Source organism: Acidocella sp. KAb 2-4 (assembly GCF_020567705.1).
GTDB lineage: Bacteria > Pseudomonadota > Alphaproteobacteria > Acetobacterales > Acetobacteraceae > Acidocella.
Window position 1 is genome coordinate 1 of record NZ_JAJDJU010000036.1, and the last position, 14455, is coordinate 14455.

The 14455-nt window shown below is 62.7% G+C and carries 19 protein-coding genes and 1 tRNA gene; 11 read left to right on the top strand and 9 right to left on the bottom strand.

Features of this window, described 5'->3' with window-relative positions; genetic code table 11:
- The 7 genes from LI953_RS14315 to LI953_RS14345 form a co-directional block, all read left to right on the top strand.
- A partial coding sequence (locus tag LI953_RS14315; RefSeq protein ID WP_227076776.1) for a helix-turn-helix domain-containing protein occupies positions 1-241 on the top strand: 241 nt, incomplete at its 5' end.
- A gap of 131 nt (positions 242-372) precedes the next feature.
- Complete coding sequence (locus LI953_RS14320; RefSeq protein WP_227076777.1) at positions 373-510, top strand: hypothetical protein; 138 nt, start codon at positions 373-375, stop codon at positions 508-510.
- The gene (locus LI953_RS14325) at positions 507-980 is read left to right on the top strand and encodes a hypothetical protein (RefSeq protein ID WP_227076778.1); all 474 of its coding nucleotides are present in this window, start codon (positions 507-509) and stop codon (positions 978-980) included. The genes LI953_RS14320 and LI953_RS14325 overlap by 4 nt, the downstream gene beginning before the upstream one ends.
- Positions 977-2134 (top strand): helicase RepA family protein, encoded by a 1158-nt coding sequence (locus tag LI953_RS14330; protein WP_227076779.1) that lies wholly within the window; start codon positions 977-979, stop codon positions 2132-2134. Before LI953_RS14325 ends, LI953_RS14330 begins: the two co-directional genes overlap by 4 nt.
- Positions 2135-2328: 194 nt before the next feature.
- Positions 2329-2796: a crossover junction endodeoxyribonuclease RuvC gene (locus LI953_RS14335; RefSeq protein ID WP_227076794.1), complete on the top strand. Its 468-nt coding sequence runs from the start codon at positions 2329-2331 to the stop codon at positions 2794-2796.
- 13 nt (positions 2797-2809) lie between these two features.
- Positions 2810-3019 carry a hypothetical protein gene (locus LI953_RS14340; protein ID WP_227076780.1) on the top strand — a complete coding sequence of 70 codons (210 nt, stop codon included), beginning with the start codon at positions 2810-2812 and terminating at the stop codon, positions 3017-3019.
- Between the two features lie 130 nt (positions 3020-3149).
- Complete coding sequence (locus LI953_RS14345) at positions 3150-4055, top strand: hypothetical protein (protein WP_227076781.1); 906 nt, start codon at positions 3150-3152, stop codon at positions 4053-4055.
- 114 nt (positions 4056-4169) lie between these two features.
- Here the strand turns inward: LI953_RS14345 and LI953_RS14350 are convergent, their stop codons facing one another.
- From LI953_RS14350 to LI953_RS14370, 5 genes are all read right to left on the bottom strand, one after another.
- Positions 4170-4502 carry a hypothetical protein gene (locus tag LI953_RS14350; RefSeq protein ID WP_227076782.1) on the bottom strand — a complete coding sequence of 111 codons (333 nt, stop codon included), beginning with the start codon at positions 4500-4502 and terminating at the stop codon, positions 4170-4172.
- A gap of 4 nt (positions 4503-4506) precedes the next feature.
- Positions 4507-4971, bottom strand: a complete 465-nt coding sequence (locus LI953_RS14355; RefSeq protein ID WP_370635812.1) for a hypothetical protein — start codon at positions 4969-4971, stop codon at positions 4507-4509.
- Positions 4972-5207: 236 nt separating this feature from the next.
- Positions 5208-5283 (bottom strand) — tRNA-Lys (locus tag LI953_RS14360).
- 258 nt (positions 5284-5541) lie between these two features.
- Positions 5542-5811 (bottom strand): hypothetical protein, encoded by a 270-nt coding sequence (locus LI953_RS14365; protein ID WP_227076784.1) that lies wholly within the window; start codon positions 5809-5811, stop codon positions 5542-5544.
- Between the two features lie 104 nt (positions 5812-5915).
- Positions 5916-7061, bottom strand: a complete 1146-nt coding sequence (locus LI953_RS14370) for a GNAT family N-acetyltransferase (protein ID WP_227076785.1) — start codon at positions 7059-7061, stop codon at positions 5916-5918.
- Positions 7062-7114: 53 nt separating this feature from the next.
- On the opposite strand from LI953_RS14370, the gene pepN reads away from it, so the two are divergent.
- The 3 genes from pepN to LI953_RS14385 are packed head-to-tail and all read left to right on the top strand — an operon-like array spanning position 7115 to position 11077.
- Positions 7115-9703, top strand: coding sequence for an aminopeptidase N (gene pepN, locus LI953_RS14375; RefSeq protein WP_227076786.1), 2589 nt, complete (start codon positions 7115-7117; stop codon positions 9701-9703).
- 19 nt (positions 9704-9722) lie between these two features.
- The gene (locus LI953_RS14380; protein ID WP_227076787.1) at positions 9723-10412 is read left to right on the top strand and encodes a glutathione binding-like protein; all 690 of its coding nucleotides are present in this window, start codon (positions 9723-9725) and stop codon (positions 10410-10412) included.
- Positions 10409-11077: a glutathione S-transferase N-terminal domain-containing protein gene (locus tag LI953_RS14385; protein WP_227076788.1), complete on the top strand. Its 669-nt coding sequence runs from the start codon at positions 10409-10411 to the stop codon at positions 11075-11077. Before LI953_RS14380 ends, LI953_RS14385 begins: the two co-directional genes overlap by 4 nt.
- Here the strand turns inward: LI953_RS14385 and LI953_RS14390 are convergent.
- Genes LI953_RS14390 through LI953_RS14405 form a run of 4 tightly spaced genes read right to left on the bottom strand, consistent with a single transcriptional unit; the run spans position 11062 to position 13829 of the window.
- Positions 11062-11778 (bottom strand): DUF2272 domain-containing protein, encoded by a 717-nt coding sequence (locus LI953_RS14390; RefSeq protein ID WP_227076789.1) that lies wholly within the window; start codon positions 11776-11778, stop codon positions 11062-11064. The two genes, LI953_RS14385 and LI953_RS14390, sit on opposite strands and share 16 nt — an antisense overlap.
- 34 nt (positions 11779-11812) lie before the next feature.
- Positions 11813-12901: an S-methyl-5-thioribose-1-phosphate isomerase gene (gene mtnA, locus LI953_RS14395; protein WP_227076790.1), complete on the bottom strand. Its 1089-nt coding sequence runs from the start codon at positions 12899-12901 to the stop codon at positions 11813-11815.
- Positions 12902-12912: 11 nt separating this feature from the next.
- Positions 12913-13389, bottom strand: coding sequence for a UPF0262 family protein (locus LI953_RS14400; RefSeq protein ID WP_227076791.1), 477 nt, complete (start codon positions 13387-13389; stop codon positions 12913-12915).
- Positions 13389-13829 carry a DUF983 domain-containing protein gene (locus LI953_RS14405; protein WP_227076792.1) on the bottom strand — a complete coding sequence of 147 codons (441 nt, stop codon included), beginning with the start codon at positions 13827-13829 and terminating at the stop codon, positions 13389-13391. The genes LI953_RS14400 and LI953_RS14405 overlap by 1 nt, the downstream gene beginning before the upstream one ends.
- Positions 13830-14180: 351 nt before the next feature.
- Between LI953_RS14405 and LI953_RS14410 the strand changes: the two genes are divergently transcribed.
- Positions 14181-14455, top strand: a 275-nt coding sequence (locus tag LI953_RS14410; RefSeq protein ID WP_227076793.1) for a hypothetical protein, incomplete at its 3' end; no start/stop codon positions are given.

Consider the following 14455-nt stretch of genomic DNA (forward strand, 5'->3'; position numbering starts at 1 on the left):
TTTCCAGTCACCCCTGGAAACGAAAGGACCGCCGATGACGAGTGAAACCGCCCACACCGCGACAATCCCAAACGCCGTTGCATTCTCTGGCCTCTCCCGCAGTGAGGTTTACCGCCTGCTGGCCGCTGGCAAGCTGCGTGCCGTAAAATCGAACAAACGTACTTTAATCCGCATGGACAGCTTGCGTGCCTATCTCGACAGCCTGCCAGCCGCGACCTTCCGCGCCCCCGACGCCGCCTGATCTTCATGCGCGGCGCCAGTAGCGCGCCCTAGCCGAAAGGCAATCCCATCATGACCACCGATTTTAACCCGCCGCGCGCGGGCCGGGAAACTGCGCCTTGCGCCCGCCTGTTTCATACAACCAGGCACACAATGAACGGTGCGCTTTTGGCGTGGCTGGCCACCGTCCCCGCCGCCGAGGATGTCGTGCTTGAAATTGACGGCACCATCGCCACGCTGCGGCTTATGGCGACTATGGCCGGTTACGGGCCGCAAGGGGGCGGCGCGTGAGAATTGATCCCGTTGACGTAGAGCGGAAACGCCTGGCGCGCTTGGATAGCCCAGCGCGTATCAAGTGGCTGCGCGAGAAAGTGTCAGGCTACATCAAAAATCTTGCCGCCCGCACGTTCTTCCGCCTGCCAACCGAGTGCGCGGGGTATGAGATACCAGACCCAAAGGACGAGGCGCTTACAGCCTGCATCAATCTCGTACTCGCTCACGACCTGAACGCCGATGAGTGCCGGATTGCCTTTGAAGCCGAGTGGCGCATCGGCATGGATATGGCCAAGGCGGCGGGGGAAAAGATTCGTATCTCTGCCCTCAGCCACATCAAAGCCACGGGCAGCACCGAGCGCCTTATAGCGGCACTGCAAGCCGCGCGCGCCGGGTTTCCCGACCATTGGCCTTATCTGACCGATACCGACCTCACGGCGCTTGCAGCGGGCTTCCGGGCGCCAGCCAAACCACGGAGGGCCGCATGATGGATCAAGACCCCACATGGCAATTCCCTGTTGGCAATGAAGTGGCGCCCGCACTCAGCACGCCCGAAACCGCCGAGCCGCTGGCGTTTATCCGGTTTGAAGATGTCGAGCCCGCATTGGCCACCAATGACTTTGTGGAGCGCCTGCTTGTGGCGGGTGCCATGAGCGTGCTGTACGGCCAGAGCAACAGCGGCAAAACCTTCCTGGCCCTCGATCTGGCCTTGCACATCGCCCAGGGGGCGCCGTGGTTTGGCCGGGAAATTACCCAAGGCCCTGTGCTGTATCTGGCGCTTGAAGGCGGCAGCGGCATTAAGAACCGCATTGTCGCCTATCGGGCCGAGCATGGCCTTGATGACGTGCGGCTGCCGTTCTTTGTCGTGCCCCAACCGCTCAACCTGCTTGATCCGGCTGGGGACGTGGCCGCGATCATCAACACAACCGCGCGGGTGGCCAGCGAAGCCGAAGCCCCCGTGGCGCTGATTGTCATCGACACGCTCAGCCGCGCCATGGCTGGCGGCAATGAGAACGCGCCAGAGGACATGACAGCCCTGGTGGCGGCTGGCGACCGTATCCGCAAGGAGACGGGCGCGCATGTGATGTGGGTTCACCATTCCGGCAAGGATGAGACGCGCGGCGCGCGTGGCCATTCAAGCCTGCGCGCCGCCACGGACACCGAGATTGAGATCATTGCCGACGACAAGGGCCGCCGCGCGGAGGTGCGCAAGCAGCGTGATCTCGATGGCGGGGACGTGATCTGCTACGAGTTGCAGAGCGTCGAGCTGGGCACCAATTCGCGTGGCAAACCCGTGACCTCATGCGTGGTGCGCCCAGCCGACCCGAACGCCACACACAAAGACCCGGTGCGCAGCCTCACCGGACACGCCAGACGGGCTTACGAGGTTTTGCTCGATACCGTGGCCGGAGAAGGCCAGGGCGGATTCAGCGGCGTGCCTGCGCGCCTTCTCTCTGTGACCGATACCAGATGGCGCGAGCAGTTTTACGCCTGCGCCATGCCAGGAGCGGAACAGGGCGCGAAACAGCGCGCCTTCTTGCGCGCGGCGGCCATGCTCCAAGAGCGCCGGATCATCGCCATGAATGCCGGGCGCGTGTGGATCGTTCTTCAAGATCACCCCGGACAGGACAGCCAGACATGACCCAGACAACCAAGACAATCCAGACATTGCATCCCCTCTCCCTACCCAGACAAACCAGACATATCCCTTTAGGGATGTCTGGGTTGTCCGGGGGTGGGGATGTCCGGGCGGTGTCATGCCTCGAAGAAGAAAATCAGGGGCAACATACCGGCGTTATTCTCGCCCTCGACCTGGGCACCGCCATCGGCTGGGCCATGCGCCGGGCTGATGGCATGACGCTCTCAGGCACCGCCAGTTTTAAGCCGGGGCGCTATGAGGGCGCGGGGATGCGCTTCTTGCGCTTTGCTCAATGGCTCGACAGCCTCGACCCGCCCAGCGCCGTCTATTTCGAGGAAGTGCGGCGCCATCGCGGCGTTGATGCCGCGCACTGCTATGGCGGCTTGTTGGCCACCCTCACCGCCTGGTGCGAAGGCCGCGCCATTCCCTACAGCGGCGTGCCGGTGGGCACGATCAAGGCCCACGCAACCGGCAAAGGCAATGCGGGGAAGGAGGCCGTGATAGCCGCCATGCGTGCCAAAGGCTTCACGCCAGCCGATGATAACGAGGCCGATGCCCTCGCCATCATGCTCTACGCACTCGACCACCTGCCAAACATCACCACGCCCCGCGCACGCGAACCAGCGCGCACACACCGCGCGGACTGTTCGAAAACCTCCAACTGAAAGCCCCCCCACCTTGGCAACCTCGACAAACCCCGACATCAAACAGCGCACACGCGCCATCCGCGATGGCCTGATTACCGCCCGGCGCAATGCCTTTGCCACCACGCGCACCATAGACACGGCGCTGGCCGAGCTTTCCGCCAGCCTGACCTTGGCCAAGGACGAAGCCGCCGCGCGCCATGCGTTGGCCATGGCCGAGGCAATCTTGGAGGATTTAGGATGAAGAGATGAACAGCCTCTACCGGAGCAACCGGGAGGAGAGGCTTAAGGGTAGCAGTGCACAGCACGCGCATTCACAACCACCCGTTGATGCACTATTGTTTCGTTCACGCTGTTCTTTCCAGGAGAAAATTATGAATTTTCCCACCAAGAAAATCTGTGCCGCCATGGCCATTTTGGTTGCCTCGATTTTCCTCGGCGCCATAGTCTTTCCGTATCAAGGAGGTGACGATTTTGACCCATGGGTGAGGTTTACGTTCCAGCTTGCTGTTGGAATGCCCATCGTGTTCAGTCTGTTTTCCGGCGCCAAAAGCCGCCCGGTATTTTTCTGCTGCGTGGTGTGCGGCTTGCCCGCCGCGCTCATCGTCGGGTTTGGGTTTTCATTGCTTATATCCGCTGCGTCGCAATCTATTCTCATGGATTTTGAAGAAGATTTTTTACAGATCGTCGCCATACTGATAATTTTATTTTTATCTTTTAAGATTCCTCAAGAATGCGCACAGAAACTAAACGACAACAAAACAAGAAGTAGGATACTTTGGGGAAACGAAGAGCCCAGAAAGAAGCCACTGATTGGGCTTGTTGTAGCCTATATTGTGGCCGTTTTTGGTTCGCCATGTATTGCTTTGGCTGTAAGTACTTTTACAATTTCTGGGATAGAAAATCTTTTTTTTCCGCCAACTTTATCCTCCGAAATTGCAACGGATGACACCAATTGGAACATAGTGGTTTCTAACTACATAGCTCAAAACCCTGGTAAAGCCAGGGCGTCGAGCTACGGTAAAGCGACAAACTCACCAGAAGGCGCCCTATATCGGGCCGCCTGGCAAGTTGGTCGTATTGCTCAGTTGGTCGTCAGTTCGCTCCCCGAGGCCGCAACCGGCGCGGTGGTAGGCGCCGTGGCTGGCGTTCCTATGAGTGGTATCGGGGCTATCCCTGGTGCCGTTGGCGGTGCCGCAGCGGGCTTTACCGTTGGCATGATAGGTTACGCCAGACTGCAAACCGAGGGGGCGCAAGAGGCGCAATATGACAGTCAGTGACCAGCCCTACCGCTGAACCATGTGGCAACCGAAACGCCCGGCCTCAAATAGACCCAGCATTCATCGCACAGCGCATTGGCCTCAACAAATTGAGCGGCTCGACCGCCCCACCAGCTACAATGCCCTGCACACCCACCCAGACAACGCGCCACCCTCTGGCAGCGCCGCATGAGCCGCAAGGCATTCATCGCACCGGAACCGATAGCGCGTGGCCTGGAATGTCTGGCCACATGCACAGCACCGCCGCGCGCGGCGGGGGGCTTCGGCTGGTGCCTGATATTGCTCTGGCCGCGTGAGGCCCAGCATGGCTATGACCGTGCGGACATCGCCAATCGGCACATGAAAGGCGCGGGCCAGTTCGTAATTGTCGCGCCCATCCTCGACCCACTCGCGCAGCGTGGCCTCGCGCCGGAGCAGCTTCAACGCGCCCTTTGAGAGCGAGGCCATGCCGTCAGGCATCCTGTGCCCCACGCGCTCGCTTGCGGGCGGCATCGAGCGCAGAGCCGACATCGACCTTCATTTCCGCATCGACTTGCACCTTGTTGCCCCAGACCTTGGGCCGCATCTGACCCGCGTGCCATTTCAACCCGTCGGCTTGGTTCTTGAGCCACGCCACGTGAGCCGGGTCGCGTTTGGTCTCGGTCGTGCCGTCTGGGCGCGTGGTCACGATCTGGTCGGGTTCAGTTTCGAGGACGGCCAGAACCTTGTCACCATGAAAATCAGCTTGGAGTTCCCGAGCCCGCATATATTGTGCCTGAAACCCATTCACATCATCGAGCGCCCAACCCAACACCGTGCCACATGCCAGATTTAAGCCACCGCAGATCGACCGCAGGCTTTCCCCTTCGGCCAGCCGCGCGCAGATGAGGGCGGCAATCTCGGGCGTGTATTTCGAGGGGCGGCCAGCTTTGGGCATATTCAAGGCGTAACTCCACGGCATGAACCATGCCACGCCACGGGCAGCGCCAAGCCGCCCAAGGCATCGGCGCCAGGAAGCTAGAACAAGACAAGAATCACGATAAAGAGGAAAATGCGCGCGGCGACTAAATCAGGGGCACGAGCGTCCCGTCTTGTTCCACGCTATCGGGCAGGGCTTGAAGCCCCAGTGAAGCCCCAGCGCGTTTTGGCGTATGTCTGATTTGGAAAGTTTGATGGTGGGTGCACAAGGATTCGAACCTTGGACCTACTGATTAAGAGTCAGCTGCTCTACCAACTGAGCTATGCACCCATCAAGCCGGGGCGGCGTGCGCCGCTGCGGTGGGGCAGCGTATAGCGGGCCGAGGCGGGCTTGAAAAGCCCGGCCGGGAAGAAAAAACACGGCGAAACCGGCCTTGATCCATAAAATGAATTTAACGCAATGGTCATATTCCTTCATTGCATAGAGCGTCTGGCAAAAACGGGGCGGCAAGAGTGGGATGAGTTCCGCCTCGCCAAGTCTGTAAGCCTTCCCCTGGCCGTGCTCCAGAAAAATTCGGAACAGGCGTGATCAGGCGTTTACCTGCTTCGCCGAGAAATAATGGGTCGAAATCATCCCGACAAACGGACCGGCGATCATCCATGTATTTCTGACGGACGCGAAGTCACCCGTGAAAAGACCGTAAGCGCCGCATGCAGCCAAAAAGGTTGCAACTGCAATCAGCAGGAAGAGTGCAATAAGACCCCTATACCGATCCTCAACAGATTTATTCGGAGAGCTTAAATGTTCGGTTTCACGCCCATCTCGATTGGGAGTGGGTTTTGTCGTCGTCTTGTACAAAGTGTACATTCCTGACACAAAACGAACTTTGGCGTTATTGACCGATTCATAACCGGATAAATGCCATACCCGGCATGTCCGCTACAATCACAATGTTTTCTGGCCTATTCTGAACTCTTCCGATACGGCCCCTCGTCCGCCATTGCGGCCATGGCTTGCTCCATGTGCGGGCGTTCCTCGGCGAGGAAATCGGCCACGGCGTGACGCAGGCCGGGGTGGTGGATGTAGTGGGCGGAATAAGTGGGCTGCGGCAGGTAGCCGCGCTGGATTTTGTGCTCGCCCTGCGCGCCGGCCTCGACCCGCATGAGGCCGTGGGCGATGGCGTAGTCGATGGCCTGATAATAGCAAAGTTCGAAATGCAGGAAGGGCACGTCTTCAACGCAGCCCCAGTTGCGGCCATAGAGCACGCCATCGCCCAGCAGGTTGAGCGCGCCCGCGATCGGGCGGCCGTCGCGCTCGGCGAACATCAGCACCACGCGCTCGCCCAGGCGCTCGCCCAGCAGCGGGAAGAACTCGGGCGTGAGATAGGCGCCGCCCCATTTGCGGTCCACCGTGGAGGTGTAGAAGCGGTAGAAGATACGCCAGATTTCCGGCGTCAGCGCCGCGCCGCTCAGGGCCTTGAAGGTGAGGCCCGCCTGCGCGTCGCGCCGCTCGCGCTTGATGGCCTTGCGCTTGCGCGAGGAGAGCGCGGCGAGAAAATCCTCGAAGCTGGCATAGCCCTGATTGTCCCAATGGAATTGCGTGCCCAGGCGTTGCAGCCAACCCTGCGCGCCCAGCGCCTCCCACTCGGCGCGGGTGCAGAAGGTGATGTGGACGGAGGAGCAGTCCAGCTCCGCCGCCAGCCCTTGCAGGGCCTGCGCCATGGCGGCCAGCGCGCGCGGGTGGCGCGCCAGGATGCGCGGCCCCGGCACCGGCGAAAACGGCACCGCCACTTGCAGCTTGGGGTAATAGCTGCCCCCGGCCCGCTCCAGCGCGTTGGCCCAGGCGTGGTCGAACACATATTCGCCATAGGAATTGGTCTTGGCGTAGCAGGGCGCCACCGCCACCGCCTCGCCCGCGGCGTCGCGCAGCACCGCGTGGCGGGCGAACCAGCCGGTGCGCCGGCCCACCGAGCCGCTATCCTCCAGCGCCGAGAGGAAGGCATAGGAGACAAAGGGGTTGCCCGATCCAGCGCAGCTATCCCATTCCGCTTGCCCGATCTCGGCAATCCGGGAATAAACTTGCAGGGTAAGAGGAGTTTCGTCCGCCACACGCCCAATATGCGTCTCGGAGGGCGTTTCGCCAGTATCGGGAGAATTTTTTCATGGCCGACGCCGTCACCGCCCCCCGCCAACCGGTCCATCTGGCCGATTACCGCGCCCCCGCCTTCGCGGTGGACCAGGTGGAGCTGGAGTTCGACCTGCACCCGCAGGCGACACAGGTGCGCGCCCGGCTGCACATGCACCGGCGCAGCGCGGGGCAGTTGCACCTCGACGGACGCAAGCTGAAGCTGCTGGAGATCAGGCTCGACGGCGAGGAGCTGGGCGATAACAGCTACCACGTCGATGAGGCCGGGCTGACCATCTATGAGGTGCCGGACCGCTTCACCCTGGAGACGCTGGTGGAGATCTGCCCGGCGGAGAACACCGAACTCTCGGGGCTGTATATGTCCGGCTCGGGCTTCTTCACGCAATGCGAGCCGGAGGGGTTCCGCAAGATCACCTTCTTCCCCGACCGGCCGGATGTGATGGCGCGCTACCGCGTGCGCATGACGGCGGATGCGCAAAAATATCCGGTGCTGCTGAGCAATGGCAACAAGCTGGCAGAAGGCACGGAGAACGCCAGAAACTGGGCCGAGTGGGAGGACCCGCACCCCAAACCCTCTTATCTATTCGCGCTGGTGGCGGCCGATCTGGTGGCGGTGAGGGATGAGTTCGTCACCATGTCCGGCCGGCGGGTGGAACTGGGCATCTGGGTGGAGCGCGGCGATGAAACCCGCTGCGGCCACGCCATGGAATCGCTGAAGACGGCGATGCGCTGGGATGAGGACACGTTTGGCCTGGAATATGACCTCGACGTGTTCAACATCGCCGCGGTGGCCGATTTCAATGCCGGGGCGATGGAGAATAAGGGCCTCAACATCTTCAACACCGCCTATGTGCTGGCCAGCCCCGAGACCGCGACGGACACCGATTTCCAGAACGTGGAGCGCGTGATCGCGCATGAATATTTCCACAACTGGACGGGCGACCGCGTGACCTGCCGCGACTGGTTTCAGCTCTCGCTGAAGGAAGGGCTGACCGTGTTCCGCGACCAGGAATTCATGGCCGACCAGTTCTCCGCCGCGGTCAAGCGCATCGCGGATGTGCGGCTGCTGCGCGCCACACAGTTCCGCGACGATGCCGGGCCGCTCGCGCATCCGGTGCGCCCGGCGAGCTATCTGGAGATCAATAATTTCTACACCACCACCATTTATGAAAAAGGCGCCGAGGTGGTGCGGATGTATCGCACGCTGATGGGTCGCGAGGCATTCCGCCGCGGGATGGACAATTACATCCGCGATAACGACAATTCCGCCGCCACGGTGGAGGATTTCTTCGCCGCCATGCAGGCCGCTGTGCCGGAACATAATATCTGGCAGATCCTGCGCTGGTACGACCAGGCCGGCACGCCGGAAATCACGTTCGAGGAAACCTATAACCCCACCAACCGCAGCTTCATGCTCACGCTGCGCCAGCACACCAACCCCACGCCGGGGCAGGAGAGCAAGCTGCCCTTCCTGATGCCGGTGACGGTGGGGCTGTTGGATGAGAACGGCAACGAGATGCTGGAGGAGACCTTGGTATTCCACCAGGCGGAGCAGAATTTCGTGTTCTCGCATATCGACAAGCCGCCCGTGGCGTCGCTGTTCCGCAATTTCTCGGCGCCGGTGAAGCTCAAGGGCCAGAGCCGCGAGCGCCTCGCCTTTCTCGCGGCCAAGGACACGGATCTCTTCAACCGCTGGGATGCGCTGCAGCAATATGCCAGCGCCGCGCTGCTGGAGGCGGTGGCCGCGCACCAGGCCGGACGGATTTTTCAGCTCGATGCCGGGCTGCAGGACGCGATCGCCGCCACGCTGCGCCAAGCCCCGCGCGATCAGGCCTTCACCGCCGAGGCGCTGATCCTGCCAAGCGAGAGCCTGCTCGCTGACGATATGGCTGTGGTGGACCCCGATGCGATCCACGCCGTGCGCGAGGCGGCGCGGGCGACGCTGGGGGCGGCGCTGCGCGACCGCTTCAACAGCATGTATTGGGAATGCGCCAAGGTGAACCCGGCCGACCATTCCGGCCCGGCGATGGCGGCGCGGGCGCTGAAAAACGCGGCGCTGGCTTATCTCTGCGCCGCGGGTGATGTCCCGCGCGCCTGGGAGCAGTTTAACCAGGGCGCCAATATGACTGACACGCTGGCGGCGCTGACGCAGCTGGCCGACAAGCCGGGCGAAAAACGTGAGGCGGCGCTGGCGGCCTTCTATGATGAATGGAAGGACACGCCGCTGGTGCTCGACAAATGGTTCTCGGTGCAAGCGCGCGCGAACGCCCCCGACACGCTGGCGCGGGTGCGGGCGCTCACGCAACACGAGGCGTTCGACCTGCGCAACCCCAACCGCGTGCGCGCGCTGATCGGCGCGTTCTCCACCAACCAGGCGAAATTCCACGACGCCTCGGGCGACGGCTACCGGCTGCTGGCCGACATGGTGCTGCGCCTCGACGAGACCAACCCGCAAGTGGCGGCGCGCCTGATAGCGGCCCTGGGGCCTTGGCGGCGCTTCGCCCCGGCACGCCAGGCGCTGATGCGCACCGAGCTGGAGCGTATCCTTGCGCGCGGGAAACTCAGCCCCAATACTTATGAGATGGCGTCGAAAGCACTAGCCTGAACCACAAATCGAGGGATGCATGATCGAGCTTTATTATTGGACCACGCCGAACGGGCATAAGGTCACGATTTTTCTCGAAGAGACGGGGCTGCCCTACAAGATCATCCCCATCAATATCAGCAAGGGTGAGCAGTTCGATCCGTTCTTCCTTAGCTTCTCGCCTAATAACCGCATCCCGGCGATCCGCGATCTCGCCCCCGCCGATGGCGGCGGGCCACTGGGCGTGTTCGAGTCCGGCGCCATATTGGAATATCTTGCCGATAAGACCGGGCAGTTCCTGCCGCGCGAACCGCGCCCGCGCTACGAGGCGCTGCAATGGCTATTCTGGCAGATGGGCGGGCTGGGGCCGATGGCCGGGCAGAACCATCACTTCAACATCTACGCGCCCGAGAAGATCCCCTACGCGATCGACCGCTATGTGAAGGAGACCAACCGGCTCTACGGCGTGCTGAACAAGCGGCTGGAGGGGCGGGAGTATATCGCCGGGGCCTATTCAATCGCTGACATGGCCTGCTACCCCTGGATCGTGCCGTATGAGCGCCAGGGCCAGAAGCTGGAGGATTTCCCGCATCTGAAGGCGTGGTTTGAGCGCATGGCGGCGCGCCCGGCCGTGCAACGCGCCTATGCCAAGGCGCAGGAAGTGAACACCACCCCGACCATCCAAACAGACGAGGCGCGCGCCATCCTGTTCGGACAAACGGCGCGATGAGCCGCCTGCTTTATGATCTGGCTGGCGCGGATGAAAACATCCGCTTCAGCCCATTTTGCTGGCGTACAAAACTGGCGTTGGCGCATAAGGATCTCGCCTTCGAAACCGTGCCCTGGCGCTTCACGGAGAAGGACAAAATCGCCTTCTCGGGCCAGGGCAAGGTGCCGGTGCTGGTGGACGGCGAGAAGGTCGTGTGCGACAGCCAGGTCATCGCGGAATATCTGGAGACCACCTACCCCAACGAGGCCTCGCTGTTCGGCGAGCCGCCGGCACGCCAGCTCATCAGCTTCGTCAAAGCGTGGACCGAGACGGCGCTGCACCCGGCGCTGGTGCAGGTGCTGCTGCCTGACATCCACACCCTGCTCACGCCTGCGGATCAGGCTTATTTCCGCCAGACGCGCGAGGGGTATTATAAGCGCAGCCTGGAGGATTTCGCGGCGCGGCGGGAGGACGCGGTGGCGGCGCTGCACACCACGCTGAAGCCTCTGAAGGCGACGCTGGAGAAGCAGCCCTTCCTGGCCGGGTTGGCCCCGAATTACGCCGATCACATCGCGTTCGGCGCGCTGAAATGGGCGATAACCACCTCATCCACTCCGCTGCTGGAGCCGGGCGGCGTGCTAGAGCGCTGGATGGGCGCGGTGCTGGAGACTTACGGGCTGGCGTAATTCACGCGCAGAATCACGAACCAGTTCTCGCGGTTGCCCTGCAGCAGCCCGGCGGCGTCGGTGTGCAGATGCTCCATCACCACCGCGTCGTCGACATTGCCGCCGACGATGCTGATGCTCTCCGGCGCGGTATCGACCACGATGCCGCAATGGGCGGGAAAATTATAATTCGTCGGCAGAGCGGCGAAGCTAAGGCCGCCTGCCCAGTCGCGCGGGAAACAGGCGAGATCGCCGAGCTGCGGGGCGTAGCTTTGCGGGTCCTCGGCCACCAGCAGCGGATGGCGCACCTCACCCCGGGCGGCGCGGGCGGCGTAATTGATATAGGTGGCGTGATCGGGCGCGTAGGGGAAATCCCGCCCCGCCCCCGCGATGCGCATGACATAAGAGATGAACGCCGCCGACCAGGCGTAATCGCCATTGGCGGGCACGGAGAAGACACGCCCCTCGGCGTCATGCTTGCCGGTCCAACGTGAGGCGGGCACGCTCGCATTCATACCCTCCCACCAATATTCGCCGACACGCTGCCACAGCCCTTGCTGGCGCTCGGCCATGGTGGCGCCGGTCTGCACATAGCCGGGGCCGCCATTGTCATCCACGCGGCTGCCCCAGAGCCGCCACTCATCCATCGCCACCGCCACCGCCGCGCTGCGCGAAAACGGCGCGTAGGGCACGTTGGCGAAGGGCGGTGCGTGGTTTCCCACGGCGCAGCCACTCAACAACAGCAGAAGGGCAAGCCTACGCAAGGTCCGTAAACATCGCGGCGAGCGCCGCCTCATTGGCGTCGCACAAGCCGCGCTCGGTGATCAGCCCGCTCACCAGCCGCGCGGGCGTTACGTCGAAGGCCGGGTTGGCGGCAGGGCTGGCAGTGGGCACGATGCGCACGGTGGCGATGGAGCCATCCATGGCGCGGCCGGTCATGGTCGTCACCTCTGTGGCGGCGCGTTCCTCGATGGGAATGTCGGAGAGGCCGTCGCGGATCGTCCAATCGATGGTCGAGGACGGCAGCGCCACCCAAAACGGCACGCCGTTATCGCGCGCCGCGAGTGCCTTTAGATAGGTGCCAATCTTGTTGCAGACATCACCGGCGCGGGTCACGCGGTCGGTGCCGACGATGACGAGATCGACCTCGCCGTGCTGCATGTAATGGCCGCCGGCATTATCGGCGATCACGGTATGCGGCACGCCATGCTTGCCCAGCTCCCAGGCGGTGAGCGAGGCGCCCTGGTTGCGCGGGCGGGTTTCCTCGACCCAGACATGCACATCAATGCCCGCGTCATGCGCCATGTAGATCGGCGCCAGGGCGGTGCCCCAATCGACGGTGGCGATCCAGCCCGCGTTGCAATGGGTGAGCACGTTCACACGGCGGCCGCCATGGGCGCGCTGGGCGATGAGCGGCAGGCCGTGCTCGCCAATGGCGCGGTTCACCGCCACATCCTCGTCGCAGATCTGCGCCGCTTCGTCATAGGCCGCGGCGGCGCGGGCGGCGGGGGCGAGCGGGGCGAGCAGCTTGTGCATCCGCGCCAGCGCCCAGCGCAGATTGATCGCGGTCGGGCGGGTCGCGCCGAGCACGGCGAGCGCGTTGGCGAGCGAGGCATCGGAGGCGTCGGCACGCATCGCCAGCGCCACGCCATAGGCGGCGGAGGCGCCGATCAGCGGCGCGCCGCGCACCAGCATGGCTTTGATCGCATGCGCCATTTCCTCCATGGTGGTGAGGCGCACGAGATCCACCGCCCAGGGCAGCTTCGTCTGGTCGATGATGCGCACCGACCAGCGGTCCATGTCATCCACCCAGATCGAGCGGAAGGGCGTGCCGTCAATTTTCATAGTCCGAAATCCTAAAGTTTCTGGTGCAGGGCGCAGACGAGCGTGAATAGCCGCCGGGCGGTCGGAAAATCAATCTCCACCTTGCCCTTGAGACGTTCAATCATCAGCTCGGCGCCCTCGTTGTGCAGGCCGCGCCGGCCCATGTCGATGGCTTGGATGCGCGCCTCGCGCCCTTCCGCCACGGCGCTGGCGTAGGAGTCGAGCAGCATCTGGTAGTCCTTGATCAGCATCTTGAACGGACCCAGCGCCAGCATCACCGCCTGCACGGGCTGCTCCTCGGCGTCGCGGATGTCGAACACCAGCCGCCCCTGTTGGATGGAGAGATGCAGGATGCTTTGCAACTCGGGCTGCGGGGTGGGATAGAAGGAGTTTTCCTCGCGCAGATCAGCCACCGCCTGGTCGCGATCAGCCTCCTGCAGGGCGGAGAGCCGGTGCAGCGACTCCCCCTCCAGCACGATCCGCGTCAGCCGTCCTTGTGCCTGCGCCATCACAGCCTCTCGCGTTTCAAGCCGAGTTTCAGCAGAATGCCGATCACCGCCCCCTTGGCCATGCGCAAAGCCGCCATGCAGAGCAGCGCCAGCAGGACCAGCAGGACCCCGGCCATGACGATACTCGGGTGATAATAGCCTTTGTAGAAAAGCACGACAAATATCGCCACAAAATGCAGCACCACGAGCATGGCGATATAGGGGGGCGCGTCGTCGGCCGGCATGTCGCCCAGCGGCGCGCCGCAATGCGCGCAGGTCTGATGCACTTTCAGGTAGCCATCGAAGATCGGCGCCGCGTCGCAATGCGGGCAGCGCCCACGCACGCCGCGCCAGATCGTCTCGCCCCAGCCGGGCATTTCCCATTCCGCGGCCACGCGCGCGGCCTCGGGCGGCCAACGCTCAACCTCGTGCTGCGGCGGTAATGCGGAAGGATCGCTCATGCGCCGATTGTGACGCCATCGGCGGCAAATACAAGCGCGCGTTTTTCGTTGCGCATTCACCGCCATGCGTGCGCGGCAACTCAACGGGACGCGATTTTATCACGCCGCGAAAAAAAATGCGTGATAACCGTCGTTTAGTGACGCTTTTTGTTGACAGCCAACATCGGGAAGCAGAATAGCGATTCTTGCGTGCGATGCGCGATTCGCGCCGCAACCGAGTGATATTCGGGATCGGTCAAGTGGTCCGCACGCTGAATAAGAAGGACGGTATTTTTCCGGACAGAAGATTATCGAGTGTCGGACTGCAACAGACCGAATCTTTACAAACCTGAACCTAGGAGCACCCCTCTCGTGAGCACTGAAGACCAAGACACCCAGCGCGCCAAACCTCTCGCCGTGAGAGCGACGGCGAAGAAGACCGCAACCGCGAAGAAGCCAGCTGCGAAGAAAGCCGCCGCACCGAAGAAGACCGCGGCGAAGAAGACCACCGCCACCGCGAAGAAGACCGCGACCGTGAAGAAGGCCGCCGCCGCCAAGAAGACCACGACGGCGAAGAAGGCCACAACCGCGAGGAAGGCCGCGACTGTGAAGAAGGCGACAACCGCCAAGAAGACCACCGCCGCCGT

Excerpts from the sequence above, each read along its gene's own strand:
- mtnA (WP_227076790.1), bottom strand. The coding sequence starts at position 12,901 with ATGAAAATTGACGGCACGCCCTTCCGCTCGATCTGGGTGGATGACATG.
- LI953_RS14400 (WP_227076791.1), bottom strand. The coding sequence starts at position 13,389 with ATGGCGCAGGCACAAGGACGGCTGACGCGGATCGTGCTGGAGGGGGAG.
- LI953_RS14345 (WP_227076781.1), top strand. The coding sequence starts at position 3,150 with ATGAATTTTCCCACCAAGAAAATCTGTGCCGCCATGGCCATTTTGGTT.
- LI953_RS14385 (WP_227076788.1), top strand. The coding sequence starts at position 10,409 with ATGAGCCGCCTGCTTTATGATCTGGCTGGCGCGGATGAAAACATCCGC.
- LI953_RS14335 (WP_227076794.1), top strand. The coding sequence starts at position 2,329 with ATGCGCCGGGCTGATGGCATGACGCTCTCAGGCACCGCCAGTTTTAAG.
- pepN (WP_227076786.1), top strand. The coding sequence starts at position 7,115 with ATGGCCGACGCCGTCACCGCCCCCCGCCAACCGGTCCATCTGGCCGAT.
- LI953_RS14350 (WP_227076782.1), bottom strand. The coding sequence starts at position 4,502 with ATGGCCTCGCTCTCAAAGGGCGCGTTGAAGCTGCTCCGGCGCGAGGCC.
- LI953_RS14330 (WP_227076779.1), top strand. The coding sequence starts at position 977 with ATGATGGATCAAGACCCCACATGGCAATTCCCTGTTGGCAATGAAGTG.
- LI953_RS14320 (WP_227076777.1), top strand. The coding sequence starts at position 373 with ATGAACGGTGCGCTTTTGGCGTGGCTGGCCACCGTCCCCGCCGCCGAG.
- LI953_RS14405 (WP_227076792.1), bottom strand. The coding sequence starts at position 13,829 with ATGAGCGATCCTTCCGCATTACCGCCGCAGCACGAGGTTGAGCGTTGG.
- LI953_RS14380 (WP_227076787.1), top strand. The coding sequence starts at position 9,723 with ATGATCGAGCTTTATTATTGGACCACGCCGAACGGGCATAAGGTCACG.
- LI953_RS14355 (WP_370635812.1), bottom strand. The coding sequence starts at position 4,971 with ATGCCCAAAGCTGGCCGCCCCTCGAAATACACGCCCGAGATTGCCGCC.